The 15,797-nt window shown below is 68.2% G+C and carries 13 protein-coding genes; 5 read left to right on the plus strand and 8 right to left on the minus strand.

Annotated elements, in window-relative coordinates; genetic code table 11:
• Positions 1–9: 9 nt before the first annotated feature.
• Positions 10–675 (plus strand): DUF2391 domain-containing protein, encoded by a 666-nt coding sequence (locus tag ABJD39_RS03160; protein ID WP_348612054.1) that lies wholly within the window; start codon positions 10–12, stop codon positions 673–675.
• A gap of 16 nt (positions 676–691) precedes the next feature.
• On the opposite strand, the gene sufD is transcribed toward ABJD39_RS03160, so the two are convergent.
• The 4 genes from sufD to ABJD39_RS03180 all read right to left on the minus strand — a co-directional run bounded on the left by sufD (position 692) and on the right by ABJD39_RS03180 (position 7,243).
• Positions 692–1,900 (minus strand): Fe-S cluster assembly protein SufD, encoded by a 1,209-nt coding sequence (gene sufD / locus ABJD39_RS03165; protein WP_348612057.1) that lies wholly within the window; start codon positions 1,898–1,900, stop codon positions 692–694.
• Between the two features lie 37 nt (positions 1,901–1,937).
• Positions 1,938–3,368 (minus strand): Fe-S cluster assembly protein SufB, encoded by a 1,431-nt coding sequence (gene sufB, locus ABJD39_RS03170; protein WP_348612060.1) that lies wholly within the window; start codon positions 3,366–3,368, stop codon positions 1,938–1,940.
• Positions 3,369–3,424: 56 nt separating this feature from the next.
• Positions 3,425–4,339 carry an ABC transporter ATP-binding protein gene (locus ABJD39_RS03175; protein WP_348612063.1) on the minus strand — a complete coding sequence of 305 codons (915 nt, stop codon included), beginning with the start codon at positions 4,337–4,339 and terminating at the stop codon, positions 3,425–3,427.
• Between the two features lie 138 nt (positions 4,340–4,477).
• A complete protein-coding gene (locus ABJD39_RS03180; protein ID WP_348612066.1) occupies positions 4,478–7,243 on the minus strand; it encodes a DNA-directed DNA polymerase in 2,766 nt (921 codons plus the stop codon).
• A 237-nt stretch (positions 7,244–7,480) separates the two neighbouring features.
• On the opposite strand from ABJD39_RS03180, the gene ABJD39_RS03185 reads away from it, so the two are divergent.
• From ABJD39_RS03185 to ABJD39_RS03195, 3 genes are all read left to right on the plus strand, one after another.
• Entirely contained in the window at positions 7,481–7,651 is a 171-nt protein-coding gene (locus ABJD39_RS03185; protein WP_348612069.1) for a DUF7331 family protein, read from the plus strand.
• Positions 7,652–7,734: 83 nt separating this feature from the next.
• Positions 7,735–8,247: a DUF7322 domain-containing protein gene (locus ABJD39_RS03190; RefSeq protein ID WP_348612072.1), complete on the plus strand. Its 513-nt coding sequence runs from the start codon at positions 7,735–7,737 to the stop codon at positions 8,245–8,247.
• Between the two features lie 47 nt (positions 8,248–8,294).
• Positions 8,295–8,714 (plus strand): DUF7346 family protein, encoded by a 420-nt coding sequence (locus tag ABJD39_RS03195; RefSeq protein WP_348612074.1) that lies wholly within the window; start codon positions 8,295–8,297, stop codon positions 8,712–8,714.
• Between the two features lie 36 nt (positions 8,715–8,750).
• Here ABJD39_RS03195 and rad50 read toward each other — a convergent pair whose 3' ends face one another.
• The 3 genes from rad50 to ABJD39_RS03210 are packed head-to-tail and all read right to left on the minus strand — an operon-like array spanning position 8,751 to position 13,185.
• On the minus strand, positions 8,751–11,459 hold the full coding sequence (gene rad50, locus ABJD39_RS03200; RefSeq protein WP_348612077.1) for a DNA double-strand break repair ATPase Rad50: 2,709 nt from the start codon (positions 11,457–11,459) through the stop codon (positions 8,751–8,753).
• Positions 11,456–12,754: a DNA double-strand break repair protein Mre11 gene (mre11, locus tag ABJD39_RS03205; protein ID WP_348612080.1), complete on the minus strand. Its 1,299-nt coding sequence runs from the start codon at positions 12,752–12,754 to the stop codon at positions 11,456–11,458. The genes rad50 and mre11 overlap by 4 nt, the downstream gene beginning before the upstream one ends.
• On the minus strand, positions 12,754–13,185 hold the full coding sequence (locus ABJD39_RS03210; RefSeq protein ID WP_348612083.1) for a hypothetical protein: 432 nt from the start codon (positions 13,183–13,185) through the stop codon (positions 12,754–12,756). Before ABJD39_RS03210 ends, mre11 begins: the two co-directional genes overlap by 1 nt.
• Positions 13,186–13,279: 94 nt before the next feature.
• On the opposite strand from ABJD39_RS03210, the gene yjjX reads away from it, so the two are divergent.
• Positions 13,280–13,813, plus strand: a complete 534-nt coding sequence (gene yjjX / locus ABJD39_RS03215) for an inosine/xanthosine triphosphatase (protein WP_348612086.1) — start codon at positions 13,280–13,282, stop codon at positions 13,811–13,813.
• A gap of 43 nt (positions 13,814–13,856) precedes the next feature.
• Here the strand turns inward: yjjX and ABJD39_RS03220 are convergent, their stop codons facing one another.
• A complete protein-coding gene (locus tag ABJD39_RS03220; RefSeq protein WP_348612089.1) occupies positions 13,857–15,746 on the minus strand; it encodes a flippase-like domain-containing protein in 1,890 nt (629 codons plus the stop codon).
• Between the last annotated feature and the right edge of the window lie 51 nt (positions 15,747–15,797).

Genomic DNA, 15,797 nt, shown 5'->3' on the forward strand with positions numbered 1-15,797 from the left:
TCCGACACCATGAGCGCGAAGTCACCCGACGGCGCGGACAGAGGGCGAGGAAACGTCGACGTCGCCGACGTGATCGATCAACTCGATCGGCTATACGAGACAGTCGACACGCCTCAGGAGTCCAGAGAGGTAGAGCACACGAGGGAACTCGTCCGGCAGCTCTCGGTGGGCGTGTTCGGCGAACGCGTGAGCAAATACACCACCCGCGACGTCGCGGAGGCGTTTGTCGGCAGCCTCGTGTTCCTGATCCCGTTGCTCGTGGAGGACGGCGTCTACGAGATCGCGGAACATCTGTTGACCCCGGGACCGTTCGGTGTTCCGGTGATGTTGGCCGGAAACATCGCGCTCACCCTGATCCTCACCGGGGCGCTGATCTACTGGTCGGACATCCAGCGCGTCGACGTGACGACGTACGTCGCGGGCGTTCCGGTCCCGCGCCGGCTGGTCGCCACTCTGGTCGTCGCGTTCGCCACATCCGCGGTGATGATGACGCTGTGGGGGCGCGTCGACGGCTGGGCGGACCCGACTGCCGCGCTCGGGAGGATAACCGTCGTCTGGTCCGCGGCCGCTGTCGGCGCGGCTCTGGGGGATCTCCTCCCCGGCGAGAGCACGGGCGAGGACATCACCCGCGCGGTCGAACAGGAGATCGCAGAACGGCTCGGGTTCGGCGAGTGAGGCCGACCCTGCCCGGTCAGTCGAGCCGCGCGACGATCAGGTCGTCGATGTCCTCGCGGAGCTCGTCGACCTCGACCTCCTCGAGGACGGGGACGAAGAAGCCCTCCACGAGCATGTTGCGCGCGGTGTTCTCCGAGATGGCGCGGGAGGTCATGTAGAACAGGTCCTCCGCGTCCACCTGCCCGACGGTCGCCGAGTGCGACGCCTCGGTGTCGTGGTTGTGGATGATGAGCTTCGGCGAGGCGTCGGCCTCCGAGTCGTCGCTCAACATCAGCGTGTTCTCGCGCTGGTAGGAGCTGGTGTCCCACGCGTCGCGGCCGACGTCCTGAACGCCCTCGTACACCGAGCGCGCCTCGTCGTCGAGTACGCCGCGCGTGACCAGGTCCGCGGTCGTGTGCTCGCCGTTGTGCCACACGCGGGCGTTGATGTCGAAGTGCTGGTCGTCGTGGCCGAAGAACGCGCCGACGATCTTCGTCTCCGAGGAGTCGCCGTTCAGCTCCGTCTCGATGTCCGAGCGGGTGAGGCGGGAGCCGATGTTCCCCTCGATCCAGTCGATCGTGGCGTACCTGTTCGCGTCGCCGCGCTTCAGCGTGAAGTCGTACACGTCCTCGTCGAGGTTCTGGAGCGAGCCGTACTGGACGTACGCGTTCTCGCCCGTGACGATCTCCACGAGGTTGCTGAAGTAGCGGTCCCCGTCGACCTCCGAGCCGTTGGAGATCCGCTCGAGGATCGTCGCGGAGGCGTTGTCCTCTGCGACGACGAGCGTGTGGCTGAACAGCGAGGTGCTGTTCATCTCGGCGCGCACCTTCACGTCCTCGGCGTCGACGCCCTCGGGGACGTAGATGACCGTGCCCGTGGTGAACAGCGCCGTCGACAGCGCGGTAAGGTAGTTCGTCTGCGGGTCGGTGACCGAGCCGAAGTGCTCCTTCACGAGCTCGGGGTGCTCGTCGAGCGCGGTCTCGAAGTCGAGGACCTTCGCGCCCTCCGCCGAGATACGCTCGGTCTCGTCGCGCTGGTCGAGGGGGTCGACGATCGACTCGTAGTCGAGGTCCTCGAGGTTCGTCCAGCGGCGGCCGGGCGTCTCGATGACGCTCGGCATCTCCAGCTCGTCCAGTGCCGACAGCGCGTCGAGGCGCGTCTGGAGGAGCCAGTCCGGTTCGTCGCGCTCCTCGGAGATGGATCTCACCGTCTCCTCGGAGATGCTTGCGGGTAGCTGTGTGCTCATTGTGTGTGGTGAGTGGGTGGAAACGGAGCGCCGGGGGTTACCCGAGCGAGCCCTCCATCTCCAGTTCGACGAGCCGGTTGAGCTCGACGGCGTACTCGATGGGCAGTTCCTCCGTGATCGGCTCGATGAAGCCCGAGACGATCATCTGCTTCGCGTCGTCGTCGTCGAGGCCGCGCGACTGCAGGTAGAACACGTCCTCGTCGCCGATCTTCCCGACGGTCGCCTCGTGGGCGACGTCGACCTTCGACTCGTTGATCTCCATGTACGGCATGGTGTCGGAGGTGGACTCGTTGTCGAACATCAGCGCGTCACACTCGACGGCCGTCGAGGAGCCCTCGGCGCCGTCGGCGATGTGGACGAGGCCGCGGTAGTTCGTGCGGCCGCCGTCCTTCGAGATCGACTTGGACTCGATGGTCGACTTCGTGTTCGGCGCGTTGTGGTACACCTTCGCGCCGGTGTCGATGTTCTGACCCTCGCCGGCGAAGGCGATGGTGATGTGGTTGTCGGAGGCGCCGCGGCCCTTGAGGATGGAGCTGGGGTACAGCATCGTCGCCTTCGACCCCATCGATCCGGAGATCCACTCCATCCGGCCGTTCTTCTCGACGAGCGCGCGCTTGGTGTTGAGGTTGTACGTGTTCTTCGACCAGTTCTGGACGGTCGAGTACTGGACGTGGGCGTCCTCGCCGACGAACACCTCGACGCCGCCGGAGTGGAGGTTGATCGCCGAGTATTTCGGGGCCGAGCAGCCCTCGATGTAGTGGACCTCCGAGCCCTCCTCGGCGACGATGAGCGTGTGCTCGAACTGGCCCATCCCCTCGGAGTTCATCCGGAAGTACGCCTGCACGGGCATCTCGACGGTGACGCCCTCGGGGACGTACACGAACGAGCCGCCCGACCAGACGGCGCCGTGGAGCGCGGCGAACTTGTTGTCGCTCGGGGGGACGCACGTCGTCATGAAGTGCTCGCGGACGATGTCCTCGTGCTCACGGACGGCCTCGTCCATGTTGCAGAAGATGACGCCCTTGTCCTCCCAGCGCTCCTGCATGTTCTGGTAGACGACCTCCGACTCATACTGGGCGCCGACGCCCGAGAGCGCGTTCTTCTCGGCCTCGGGGATGCCCAGCTTGTCGAAGGTGTCCTTGATCTCGTCGGGGAGCTCCGTCCAGTCGTCGACGCCCGCGCGGACGTCCACATCGGGGCGGATGTACGGGACGATCTCGTCGATGTCGACCTCGCTCAGGTCCGGCTGGCCGGGCCAGTCGGTCGGCATCGGCATCTCCTGGAACTGCTTGAGGGCGCGGAGGCGCCGCTCCAGCATCCACTCGGGCTCGTCTTTGTCCTCGGAGATCGCGTGAACGGTCTCCTCGGTGAGCCCCTTCTCGGCCGCGAACGCCGCCTTCGACTCCTTCTTGAAGTCGAAGCGCTCCTCCGTGTCGGTCTTCTGCAGGTGGTCCTGATCCGAACTCATGTGTTGATCGTGTTTACGGGTGTGTACGCATTAGGCTGTTCAGTAACCATTGTCGGTTACGCTGCCTCGTAGACTTCCTCGCGGACCCAGTCGTACCCCTTGTCCTCGAGCTCCTCGGCGAGCTCGGCGCCGCCGGACTTGGCGATCTTCCCGTCGATCATCACGTGGACGTGGTCCGGCTCGACGTAATCGAGGATGCGCTGGTAGTGAGTGATCTGGAGGATACCGGTGTCCTGCTCGTCGCGGAGGGCGTTGATACCCTTCGCGACGTCCTGCAGGCGGTCGATGTCCAGCCCGGAGTCGATCTCGTCGAGCACGGCGATCGAGGGCTCGAGGATCGCGGCCTGCAGCACCTCGTTCTGCTTCTTCTCGCCGCCGGAGAAGCCGGCGTTGAGGTAGCGCTCGGCGAACTTCTCGTCCATGTCGAGCAGCTCCATCTTCGCCTTCAGAAGCTGCTGGAACTCGGCGACGCCGACGTCGCCGTCGTCGGTGGGCCCCTCCATCGGGGAGGTGTCGTAGCCCGAGTCGTCCTCGGCGTCGGCCTCCTCGTCGTTCTCGTCCTCGAAGAGCTCCTCGCGCTCGTCGAGCTTGGCGTTGAGCGCCTGCCGGAGGAAGTTCACCATCGTCACGCCCTCGATCTCGGCCGGATACTGGAACGCGAGGAAGATACCGAGCGCAGCGCGCTCGTTCGGCTCCAGGTCGAGCAGGTCCCACGTGAGGTCCTCCTCGTCGATGTCGACGTCGATGTCCGCGACGTCGGCCTCCGAGAGGGTCAGCGTCACCGACCCGCCGGTGACCTCGTAGGCCGGGTGGCCCGCGATGACCTTCGCGGTCGTCGACTTCCCGGACCCGTTCGGCCCCATCAGGGCGTGGATCTCGCCGTTGTTCACTACGAGGTCGACGCCCCGGAGGATCTCTTCGCCCGTCTCTGCGACCTCCGCCTGGAGATTTTCGAGTTCGAGTGTGGCCATGTTCGTGTATACGCCTCTACGGGTGAATGGGGTCGTTCGACCCATGAAGGTTTCGCATCCGCACGCGTGTGATTCTCTCTATAGAAAAATCATTTTTCGTATCCGAAAGGCAGGCCGGGAGTTGGCTCCCCGACCGCGTCACATGAAACTGCCGAGCCCGGTCTGTTCTTGCCCGCTTTTGACTTCCTCCCAGGACATCCCGAGCGCCTCGATGATGCGAGCGATCGGTCCCTCGAGCGTCTTGTCCAACATCTTGTCCCAGTCGACGGCAAACTCCTCGGGGACCTCGTCGGCGTACTCGAAACAGATCACGTCGGGGTCGCGCTTGAACTCGCCGTACAGGGGGTCCGTCTGTGGGTCGAGTCCGTGCTCGTTCTCCATGCGGGCCCAGAAGTCCGGATGGATCTTCTCGAGGTAGAGCCGCTTGGGCTTCGACCCGCGCTGGAAGTTCGTGCCCAGCATGAGGTTCGCGTACTTCGCCCCCCGCACCTGGGCGGTATCGGTGTCGTAGCTCTCCAATCGCTTGCCGATGCCGCCGGGGATGCCCACCTCGTCGAGGTCGGCGTCGCCGTCGAGGAAGTTCTGGATCTCCTCGTGCAGGTAGTCGGTGATGTCCTCGGTGTCCTCCCCGTGGACGATCATCTCGATGACGCGCTTCTGGACGCGCTTGGTGACGGGTGCGATGTCCGAGCGTTTGTACTCGAAGCCGGTGATGTCGATGTCGTCGACGTCCTTGCCCTCCTTCCAGACGATGTGGCCGGCGTAGCGCTTCTTCTTGCCCGCCTGGAAGAACCTGCGATACAGCTTCTCGAATTCGATCTCGAACCGGTGCTCCTCGGCGTCGAGCTCCTCGCGCGCGAAGTCGTCGTAGCGGCCGTTGATGTGCTCTTCTATCTCGAAGGACTGCTCGATCGCCTCCTCGGTCGAGATGTCGCTTCCAAGCGCGAGCATGATACTGTCGGTGTCTCCATATGTCACTTCGTGGTCGATTTCACGAGCCGCCTCCTCGGTGAACTCGATCACGCGCCGCCCCATCGCCGTGATCGCGGCGGCGTTGTCCTTGTCGTACAGGCGGAACCGATCCCAGCCCGACACCCCGTATAACGAATTCATAATCACTTTGACACTTGCCTGCTGCCGGTCGTACTGCTCGTACGCGTCCGACCCGGGGTCGTGGTCGTCGCGCGCGCCCTTCAGGCGCTCGCGCTCGGTGAGCAGTTCGTCGACCATCTCGCGCATCATCCCGTCGGGCTCCTTGCGGAACCGCGTGCCGTTGGGCGCGCGGTACGTCTCCCCGTCGAAGGCGTCGGGGTCGTCGACGATGGTCTCGGGGCTGGCGTTGATCGTCACCATACACATCGGGTACAGGCTCTTCAGGTCGAGCACCGACACCATCTCCTCGACGCCGGAGATCGGCTCGAAGACGGCGCCGCCCTCGAAGTCCTCGCTCGCCTGTTGTCCCTTCGTCGGGAGGACGAAGTCGCCGAAGGCGTTGTGGAGGACGTACATGTCGACGGCGTCCCCGGGGGTCGGCGCGTCCTCGAGCTGGCAGCCGACGAACTTGCGCGCGTCGTCCCAGAACGCCACGATGTTTTGCTTGCGGTCGATCTCGACGCACAGCTCCACGTCGCGGACGTTGTACTCCAGCAGGCGTTCGGGTTCCTGCTCCCAGAGGTCGCCGATGTCGCCCGTGTACCGTTCCTTCCCCACGTCGAGTTCGAGTTCGCCGACCGCGTCGAGGCGGTACGACTCCAGCTCGGAGAACTGGGTGCGCTGGTAGGCGTACAGCAGGTCGAAGACGACGCGGCCCTTCACGTCCGGTCCGCCCCAGCCGGAGCGCCACGTCTCGTCCACGCGCGAGAGCCGGTCCGGGGAGAGGTCGTGCTCGCTGGCGCCGTCGAGCACCTCACAGCGGTCCATGAAGTACGGCGCGTCGAAGTCCTCGAAGTTCCAGCCCGTGAGCACGTCGGGGTCCGTCTCATCGATGTACGAGATGAACGCGTCGAGCATGGTGTCCTCCTCCGCGAACGTCCGTACCTCGATGTCACTGTCGGCCTCGCCGATCTGCTCGTAGCCGTCGAGCACACCGGGCGCGTCGACGCCGCCGACGGGCGCGTCGTACAGCCACGCAATGTACTCGTCGCGGTAGGAGTCGTGGGAGGTGAGACAGACGATCGGCTCCTCGCCGTCCTCCGGGAAGCCGTTGCGGTCGTCGACCTCGATGTCGAAGGTGTTCACCCGGATGTCCGCCCCGATATCCGCCGGTTCGAGGTGGTCGGGCGTCACCTGCAGCCGGCCTCGATCCTCTCCGTCGCGCGCGTCCAGCCGCCGTTCCTCGACGCGAATCCCCGAGGTGACGCCGTGGTCGATGAGGAAGCGGTTCGGGAACAGGATGTCCGCCTCGTAGGTCCGCTCGAAGTCGTCGCGGATCTGCCCCACGTCGCGGGGTGTTCGGGCGACGATCTTCGACACCGGTTCGCCGCGAATAGACTCGAAGCGCTGGCCGTCCGGTCCCGTTTCACGAGTGTCGAGGATCACGTCGTACTCCTCCGAGAGGGTCCGTCCCTCGATGTCGGCCGTCGGGACGTAGAAGTACGGCTCCGTTCCGAGCAAGCGGACGTGTTCGGGCTCGTTGTCGGCGGTCCGGCCGAACACGTGAATGACCGGGTACTCCTCGGCACCGGTGCCCTCGACGGTGTAGTCGACTGCGGTGACCATGAACTCGACCGTCCCCTCGGAGTCGGGGACGACGATGTCCTCGCGGTCGACGACCGCGCTCACGCGCCCCTGCCCGGTGCCCGCGACGTGCGCCGCCTCCGCCTCGGGACGGTCCCCGTGTCCGTTCCCGTCGTCGGCGTCCCCGCCGCCGGCGAACTGGTCGAGGCCCGACTGCGAATCGCTCATTGCCGGGCCTTTGCCGTTCGCCGGTAAAAACCTCCCTTTCGGGCACAGACCCGTTCCGTCGACCGACTGACACCGCCGCGCTCGACGGAAGTACGCTCACCATTCGATCCGGTACTCTCGTCGTACTCGGCGTCGACGCGCCCCGATCCTGGCGCGATCCGTCCGCCGCCGCGGCGATGGCGAGGACCACCGCCACGGAAAGGCATATACCGTGCCATTGCATACCACGGTTCAGAGATGACCCACGCATCCGATACCCCGTTGGAGCGCTCGGGCGCGAGCCCGGACGAGGCCGTCGAGACGGTCGAGGCGTACGAGGACGGCGGGCGAACGGTGCTCTACGACGCGGAGAACCCGCTCGCGTGGGTTGAGGCGAGCGAAGTAGTCGCGCTCGCGGACGCGACGTGAACTCCGATGCCCGCTGACTACGTCGATCCCGCCTACTACGTGGTCTGACAACCCTTTTCCCGGTTGTTCGCCAACTGACCTCCGTGTTCGGCGAGGACGACGATGACGGGGAGCTGTTCGACCTCGAACGGCAGGCCAGCGAGGCCGAAGAGCGCGGCCCCCGCGTCGACATCCCGTCGGTCGACGACCCGTCGGACTCGCTGCCCGACCCGTCGCGAGTCGACCCCGACATCCAGCAACCGTTCCTCGCGGCGGTCGTGTACGCCAACGTCGCGCTCCTTGGCGTCTCGCTGGGACTGATGCTCGTCGGCTTCCGCGGCAACTGGCGAGTAGGCGGCACGGCGATCGCGATCGGCGTCCTCGCGGCCGTCCGCGTGTATCAGACGGTTCGCGCGTTCAAACAGCGTGACCGGGACGGGGACGTTACTGGCGACGGAGACGGGGACGATGCTGGCGACGGAGACGGGGACGAAGACGGGGACGGCGCCGGTGATGGAGACGGCACTGGCGACGGAGACGAGGATGCTCCCACCGAGGTGGACGACGACGACGCTATCGACGCCACCGCCACGACGTCCGGCCCCGAGGACGGCTGACCGCCGGCACCGACACGTCTTTTCGCGCACGTCCGTTTCTATCCGCCATGCAGTCGGTTCGGGACACGGACGGAACGCGGTACCTGCTCGTCAAGCGATCGTCGGAGTCAAGCCTCGTGCGGGACCCGGCGACCGGCGAGGAGCGCTACGTCCCGACCGACGACCTCCGATCGGAGGGGGAGTCGCCGCTGTCTGCCGCCGCGGGCGGGCTCCCCGCCGAACTGCGCCGAGCGGTGCTGGCGTGTCGCGACGAGCGCGCGCTCGGACTGCTCGTGGAGTTCGCCGACCGCGGGGCGCTGTCAGTGCGAACGCTGTTGGACGCCTATGACCTGTGTGAGTCGGACCTCCATGGCCTGCTCGCGGAGTTTCGCGCGGCGGGACTGCTCGCGGAGACGACCGTCGCCGGCAAGCGCGGCTACGAGCCGACCGACGAGGCGCTGGAAGTCGTTGCGCGGTTTCGGGACTGACCCGCGCCGGTTCCCGGCCTGCGAGGGAGCAAGCGATCAGTCGTCCGCGTGCTCGGCGTCGCCCGCCGGGATCTCGACCGCCGACAGCGACGGGTCGGCCATCCGCTCGACCGTCGACCGGTTCGACGTGGGGTTCTTCTCGACGCGCACGAGTTCGTCCGCGGCGCCGACGAGCTCGTCGTCGTGGCTGACGATCAGGATCTGGCGGACGCCGAAGCCCCGCATCTCGTCGATCAGGTCCGCCAGCCGCGAGACGTGTCCCGAATCGAGGAACACCGTCGGCTCGTCGAGAATGAGCGGCGGCGTCGGCGCCGCACCCTCGATCCCCTCCGCGAGCAGCCGGTAGATCGCACACCGCAGCGAGAGGTTGAACAGCGCGCGCTCGCCGCCCGAGAGCTGTTCGGGGTCCAGCGGCTCGCCGTCCTTCTGGTAGACGGTGAGCTCGTACTCGCCGTCCAGCTCGATGTGCGAGTAGGCGTCGTTGCCGTACACCAGCTCGAACGTCTCGTTGAGCATCCGTTCGAGGCTCTCGACGTTCGCCCGCCGAAGCTCCGCCCGGAGGTCGCCGTACATCGCCTCCAGATCCCGCGTCTCCTCGTGGATCGCGTCCAACTCGGCGACCCGATCCGCCAGCTCGTCGCGGCGCTTGCGCAGCGCCTCCAGTTCCTCGAGTTCGTTTTCGACGGCGCCGATCCGGCTCGTGAGGTCGTCGCGCCGATCCCGAAGGTCGGCCAGGGCGTCGTCCACCTTCTCGATGTATTCCACGGCGTTCTCGAGGCGCTCCCGGGCGGACTCGACTTGCTCGTCGTCGAACGCCGCCCGGAGTTCGTCGCGGCGCTCGCGCTTCGTCGCGAGGAACTCCCGGCGCTCGTCGTTGCGGTCGGCGATGTCGGCCCGCTTCTCGGTCAGGCGCTCGATCTCGTCCTCCGCGTCGGTGGCCTCCTCGCGCGCCGCCTCGACGGCGTCCAATCGGTCGCGGGCCGTCTTGATCTCGTCAAGGTCACCCTCGAGCGCGTCGGCGTCCGTCCGGGCTTCCTCGGCTTCCTCTGCCTTCCGTTCGCCGATCTCGCGCTTCTCGGTCGCCTGCGACTCCAGGTCGTCGGCCGCCTCGCGTAGCTCGACGGCACGCTCGCTCGCCTGCTCGATCTCCGCCTCCTTTTCCTCGATGCCGTCCTCGAGCAGCTCGCCCGTGTCCGCGATCTGGCCGAGTCGGTTCTCCGCCTCGACGAGTTCCTCGGCGCGGTCGAGTCGCTTCTCGAGGTCCGTCTCGCGCTCGGTCACCTCGGCGAGTTCCGCCTCCAGTTCCTCGAGGCGGTCGCGCTCCTCGTCGAGGCCGTCGACGTGCGGGGAGCCGTCGACCGGCTGGCCGCACTCGGGACATTTCCCCTCCGCCAGCAACTCCTCTGCTTCCTCGACACTCGACCGCACGGCGCTCGCCTCGTTGCTCGTCTCGCGGATCTCCGCGCGCACGGCCTCTAGGTCCTCGCGAACCGACTCGCGGTGGGCGGACGCCTCGCCCACCGAGACGGGGGCGTCGTCGAACTCCGCCCGGAGCTCCTCGCGCTCCGTCTCCAGCTCCGCGAGCGACTCCTCGCGCTCGGCGAGCGTCTCCGCGGCCGCCTCGGCGTCCCCGTCGAGTTCCGCCGCACGAGTGCGCTTCTCGGCGGCGCGCTCGGCCGCGTCCTCGGCCTTCTCCGCGAGGTTCTCCGCCTGGTTCGTGAGGGCGTTCACCTGCGAACGCGTCTCGCGAAGCTCCTCGCGAACGTCGTCCTCGCGGTCGTCGAGTTGCTCGCGGCGCGCGTCGAGCGTCTCCGGGTCGGCGTCGTCGACGACGACGGCCGAGAGCCGTTCCTCCAGCGTCGCCTCGGCGTCGTCGACGCGGTCGCGGAGGTCCGCGATCCGGTCGGCGAGTTGCTCCCGCTCGGCCTCGTCCTCGCGGATCGTCGCCTCCAGCTCCTCGATATCCGACTCCAGCTCGGTGAGCTCCTCGCGGCGCTCCTCGTACTCGTCGAGCACGTCACGGGCCTCCTCGCGCGTGGACGACGCTTTCTCGCGCTGCTGCTCGTAGTTCTCGATCTTCTCGGTCACCTCCGAGAGCGTCGACTTCAACGAGTTGAGCCGGCCGTGAAGGTCGCGATCCTCCTTCGCGTCCACCTGTTGTTCGACGCTCTCCAGCGCGCCCCGCGTGGTGGAGCGCACGTCCTCGACCCCGAGGCGGGCGTCGCCGGCGCGCTCGCGGTACTCCTCCAGCGTGCCGAGCTGGAGGAGGTCGTCGATCATGTCCTGGCGCTCGGTCGGCGTGGCGTTGATCAGCTTGTTCACCTCCCCTTGCCGGACGTACGCGCAGTTGACGAACGCCTCCGCGTCCATGCGAAGGAGGTCCGAAACGAACGCCCGCACGTCCGTCGCGCCGTCGCGGTGGACCGTCTCGTCGTCCGAGTCGAGGGTGCAGGTCGTCGTCTGGATCTGATCGCCGTAGCGCTTCAGCTCCCGGCGCACGTGGTACGACCGGCCGTCGTGGCTGAACCACAGTTCGACTTCGCTCTCCTCGGCCCCGTTGGTCACCACGCCCTCCAGCGTGCCGTCGAGCGCCTTCGAGCCGTACAGCGCGAAGAAGCACGCCTCCAACAGCGACGACTTCCCGCTGCCGTTGAGCCCGTGAATGACCGTCACGCCCTCGGACAGGCGGAGGTCGGTGTCGGCGTACGGCTTGAAGTTCCGCAGACGGAGACGGTCGAAGATCACCGCGAATCACCCAGCGTGAGTTGTCCGTCGTCGTCCGGGTCGTCCGGGATCGCTTCTCCGTCCGTATCGGCATCCTCGTCGGCGCCGGAGTCGCTGTCCACGGCGGTATCGACCTCAGTGCCGTCGCCGGCGTCCACACCGTCGGCCGCGTCCGCACCGTCGCCCGTCTCCGCGTTCTCAGCGGGATCGTCCTCGTCGAACCGCGTCTCGATCCGCCGGTTCACCTCATCGCGGACGTTCGAGTCCGGGAGGTCGCCGCGGACCACGTCGTCGACCTCGCGGGCGGCCTCCGACAGCCCGAGGTCGCCGATACGCTCGCGGACGGCCTCGTCGGGGTCGGCGAAGCTCACCGACAGCTCCGTCTTCGCCTCTACTTCGCGGCGGTCGGTGACGCGGGCGATGAGCGCGCCGCGCTCGGCGGCGAACTCCTCGACGGCCGCCGGCGCGATCGGCTCGCCGTCGCCGGTGACCCGGACGATGACGACCGCGTCCGCCACGTCGCGCTCGCGGACGCGGTCGCGGACGCGATCGAGCCCCTCGCCCTCGCCGAGTTCCACGTCGACGAAGACGAACGGGCGCGTCTCCAAGGTTCGCCGGCGGATATCGACGGGATCGTCGCCGTCGTCGGCGTCCGCGCCGAGGCGAACGAGGTTGTAGCCGCGGGGGTCGCGCTCGCCCGCGGAGGCGCGCTCGGTCGACCCGCAGTAGGTCACCCACGCGCCCTCGACCTGCACGGTGTCCGGCGCGTGGTTGTCGCCGAGGAGGACCGCGTCGAAGTCCACGGTGGACTCGCGCAGGACCTCCTCGGTGTCCCAGTCGGCGTACGCGAACGGCTCGAACAACCCGTGGCTCACCAACACCGCGACGTCGGCGTCGTGGGGTGCGAACTCGTAGTCGAGGGCGTCGCGCCGGCTCTCGGGGACGTGATCGAGCCCGTAGAACGCCGTGTCGCCGACCACGGTCGGCTGGTCGCCCAGTCGGGTCGCCAGCCCCATCGACTCGAACAGGTCGAGCCACTGCCCCCCGCGCGTGGACTCGTGGTTGCCGACGACCGCGAGGAACGGGATGTCGGCGTCGTCCAGCGTCCGGAGCGCGGAGAGCACGCCGAGCAGGTCCGGGAGATCCGGACGGCGGTCGTGGAACAGGTCGCCGGCGTGGACGACCGTGTCCGCGTCGGTGTCGACCGCGTCGGCGACGACACGCTCGAAGGCGTCGAGGAAGTCCGCTCGCCGCTCGGGCGAGTGGTACTGACGGTATCCGATGTGGGTGTCGCCGGTGTGGATAACCCGCGTCATCAGTTGTCCTCCGGTTGTTCCGCCGCCGGGATATGCCTATCGCGAGCGGAGTGAAAGTGATCCGTGGTGTCCGCAGGGTCCGCGGTGTCGACGGAGGTCGCAGAGTCTACAGAGTCCGCGGGAACCGCGTCCCGGTACGCCGCCCGGTAGCGTTCGATCGTCTCGATGACCGCACGAGCACGGCGAGCCAACGCGGGGTCGGCGGTCGTCTCGGCGACCCTCCCCGTCCGCTGGAAGCCGTCGTCGTCCGCGAACGCCGCCGCGGTCCGGACGGTCGCCAGCGCCCGTTCCGCCTCGGCGACGAGGTCGCGCTGTGCGTCAGTCGTCCGCCGGGTCGAGCCGCCGCTGTCGCCGGCGCGAGGGTTCGGGTCGACCGCCAGGGATCGGAGCGCCTCGCGGACGCGCTCGGCGGCTGACGACTGTGCGGTCATTGTCGATGGTGGCCTCGGCATCGTATATCAACCCTCGCTGACGTCCCCCGTCGCGGAAGGCAAGACACACCTACCGTCGTGCGAACCCGTGGGTATGCGGATCGGCGTCGGTTCCGGCAACCCGGTGAAGCGTGAGGCGACCGAACGGGCGGTGGCGGGCGCGGGCGATTTCGGCGACGAGGCGGTCGTCGAGGCGTGCCCCGTTCCGTCGGGCGTGGCCGAGCAACCGTTCGGGCACGACGAGACCCGGACGGGCGCGATGAACCGCGCGAACGCCGTGCTCGATAAGGATCCCGAGGCGTACGACCTCGGCGTCGGCATCGAGGGTGGCGTCGCTGAGTACGAGGGTCGCGACGGGCTCTTTCTCGTGATGTGGGCGGCCGTCGGCGACGGCGAGCGCGTCGGGTTCGGCGCCGGCCCGAGCCTCGCGTTGCCCGACGTGATCGCGGCGCGCGTCCGCGACGGCGAGGAACTCGGCCCGGTGATGGACGACGTCCTCGGGGAGTCGGACGTGGCGAAAAATCAGGGCGCCGCGGGCGCGCTCACCGGCGGGCGGGTCGACCGAACCGACGCGCTCCGAACCGCCGTGGCGGGCGCGCTCGGCCCGTTCGTGACGGACCTGTACTGAACGGACTGCACGCACCGGCAGCGCGAACGCTTGGTGGGGGCGCTCAGTCGCCGTCGGTCGCCAACTCGCCGCCCTCACGCTCGGCCTCCTCGTCCAACTCGGCCGTCTCGTCGACGGCGTCGGTGAGCGAGACGTTGAAGCCGATCATCGACGCGACGCCGCCGACGACGGTGACGGCGTTCTTGACGGCGTGGTCCAGGACCGCAGCCGCGAACGCGACCGCCGCGGGCACGCCGCCGAGGCCGACGACGAGCGCGGTGAAGGCGGCCTCGTACAGCCCGATGCCGCCGGGCGACAGCGGGAGCACCTTCGCGAGGTTGCCGACGGAGACGGCGAAGAAGCCGACGACGACGAACTGCGTGAGCGTCATGGCGTCCATCGCCGCGGGGAACGCCGCCAACACGAGCAGCGCCGTCGCCACGTCTAGCGACCAGACGAGCACGGAGACCCCGCCGACGCGGACGAACGACCCGCGCGTGCCGGCGACCGTCTGGACGCCGGCGGCGAACTCCTCGATCACGCCGGCGACGTAGTCGACGTACGAGTCCGAGGAGAACCGCGAGACCACGCCCCGGACGTAGTTCCGGTCGCTGCGGGCGGTCGCGACGATGAGCAGGAGGCTCGCGACCGCGACGACGCCGATGGCGGCGGCGACCTGAATCGCACGCGAGACGGCGGCTGGCGGGACGCCCGGGACGTTTCCGGACACCGCCGTCGCGACCGCGTCCGTCCCGTCAGTGGCGAGCAGGCCCGCCAGCACCGCGCCGGCCATCGCGGTGATCGTGAGCAGGTCGAACACCCGCTCGGCCGCCAGCGAGGCGAACCCGGTCGGGTACGGGATCCCGCGGCGCGCCTTCACGACGTACGCGCGCACCGCGTCGCCGGCGCGAGCCGGGAACACGAGGTTGCCGGTCTGACTGATGAACACCGCGCCCGTGAGGAAGCCGAGTTTCTCACGATAGCCGAGTTCCTCGAGGATGTCCCGGTAGCGCAGCCCGCGCAGCGGCCACGAGACGAGATACACGAGCGTGGCGGCGGCGACCGGGACCGGGTCGGCGCCCTCGAACGCCGCCAGCACCGCCGACGGGTCGAGATACACCGTCATCAGCGCGAGCGCGGCGACCGTGAGAACCGCCCCCGCCGCGACGGTCCGCGTCCGGGTGATCCGCGGCGACACCGACAGCTGCCACCACAGCCGGACGACCTGACTCCCCATCCCGAACACGTCGCGCACGAGGTCGACCTTCGAGTCGCCCTTCGGCTCCCACTCGACGGGGAACTCCGCGACCCGCAGGCCGCGTCGCTGGGCGCGGACCAGCAGTTCCGTGTCCCAGAACCAGTGGTCGTCCTCGACGGCGTCGTGCAGCTCCTCGAACGCCTCCCGCGAGAGCGCCTTGAACCCACACTGGTGGTCGCGCACGTCCGAGCGGAGGACGGTCCGAACGAGGAGGTTGAACCCGCGCGAGGGAACCCCACGCTTCGCGGGCCGCTCCGCCTCGTCGCCGGGTACCCAGCGCGACCCCGTCGCCACGTCGTAGCCCTCGCGGTCGATCTTCGCCACCAGCTCCTCCAAGTGGCGCATGTCCGTCGCGAGGTCCGTGTCGAAGTAGACGAGCGTGTCGCCGGCCGCGCGCTCGAACGCGAACTCCAGGGCCCCGCCGCGACCCAATCGGCGGTCGCTGTGGAAGTGCTTCACCCGGTCGTCCTCACGAGCGAGGCGGTCGGCGATCTCGGGGGTCCGGTCGTCACAGCCGTCCTCGGCCACGATCACTTCGAAGGCGTCGGCCGGGAGGAACCCCTCCAGCGTCTCGACGGTCGTCCGGACGGTCCCCTCGATGGTCGCCGCCTCGTTGTACGCGGGGAGGACGACGCTGACGCGGATCCGACCGTCGTCGCCGACGGCGGAGCCACGGTCCTCGTCCGGACTACTCATTACCCGTTTGGTGGCCGGCGACCGGGTAAGAACCTTCTGTCATTCCAGCGG

The sequence above is a fragment of the Halobaculum rarum genome, assembly GCF_040025155.1.
GTDB classification, from domain to species: Archaea; Halobacteriota; Halobacteria; order Halobacteriales; family Haloferacaceae; genus Halobaculum; species Halobaculum rarum.

Coding starts and splice junctions, on each gene's coding strand:
- ABJD39_RS03160 (WP_348612054.1), top strand. CDS start 10: ATGAGCGCGAAGTCACCCGACGGCGCGGACAGAGGGCGAGGAAACGTC.
- sufD (WP_348612057.1), bottom strand. CDS start 1,900: ATGAGCACACAGCTACCCGCAAGCATCTCCGAGGAGACGGTGAGATCC.
- sufB (WP_348612060.1), bottom strand. CDS start 3,368: ATGAGTTCGGATCAGGACCACCTGCAGAAGACCGACACGGAGGAGCGC.
- ABJD39_RS03175 (WP_348612063.1), bottom strand. CDS start 4,339: ATGGCCACACTCGAACTCGAAAATCTCCAGGCGGAGGTCGCAGAGACG.
- ABJD39_RS03180 (WP_348612066.1), bottom strand. CDS start 7,243: ATGAGCGATTCGCAGTCGGGCCTCGACCAGTTCGCCGGCGGCGGGGAC.
- ABJD39_RS03185 (WP_348612069.1), top strand. CDS start 7,481: ATGACCCACGCATCCGATACCCCGTTGGAGCGCTCGGGCGCGAGCCCG.
- ABJD39_RS03195 (WP_348612074.1), top strand. CDS start 8,295: ATGCAGTCGGTTCGGGACACGGACGGAACGCGGTACCTGCTCGTCAAG.
- mre11 (WP_348612080.1), bottom strand. CDS start 12,754: ATGACGCGGGTTATCCACACCGGCGACACCCACATCGGATACCGTCAG.
- ABJD39_RS03210 (WP_348612083.1), bottom strand. CDS start 13,185: ATGACCGCACAGTCGTCAGCCGCCGAGCGCGTCCGCGAGGCGCTCCGA.
- yjjX (WP_348612086.1), top strand. CDS start 13,280: ATGCGGATCGGCGTCGGTTCCGGCAACCCGGTGAAGCGTGAGGCGACC.
- ABJD39_RS03220 (WP_348612089.1), bottom strand. CDS start 15,746: ATGAGTAGTCCGGACGAGGACCGTGGCTCCGCCGTCGGCGACGACGGT.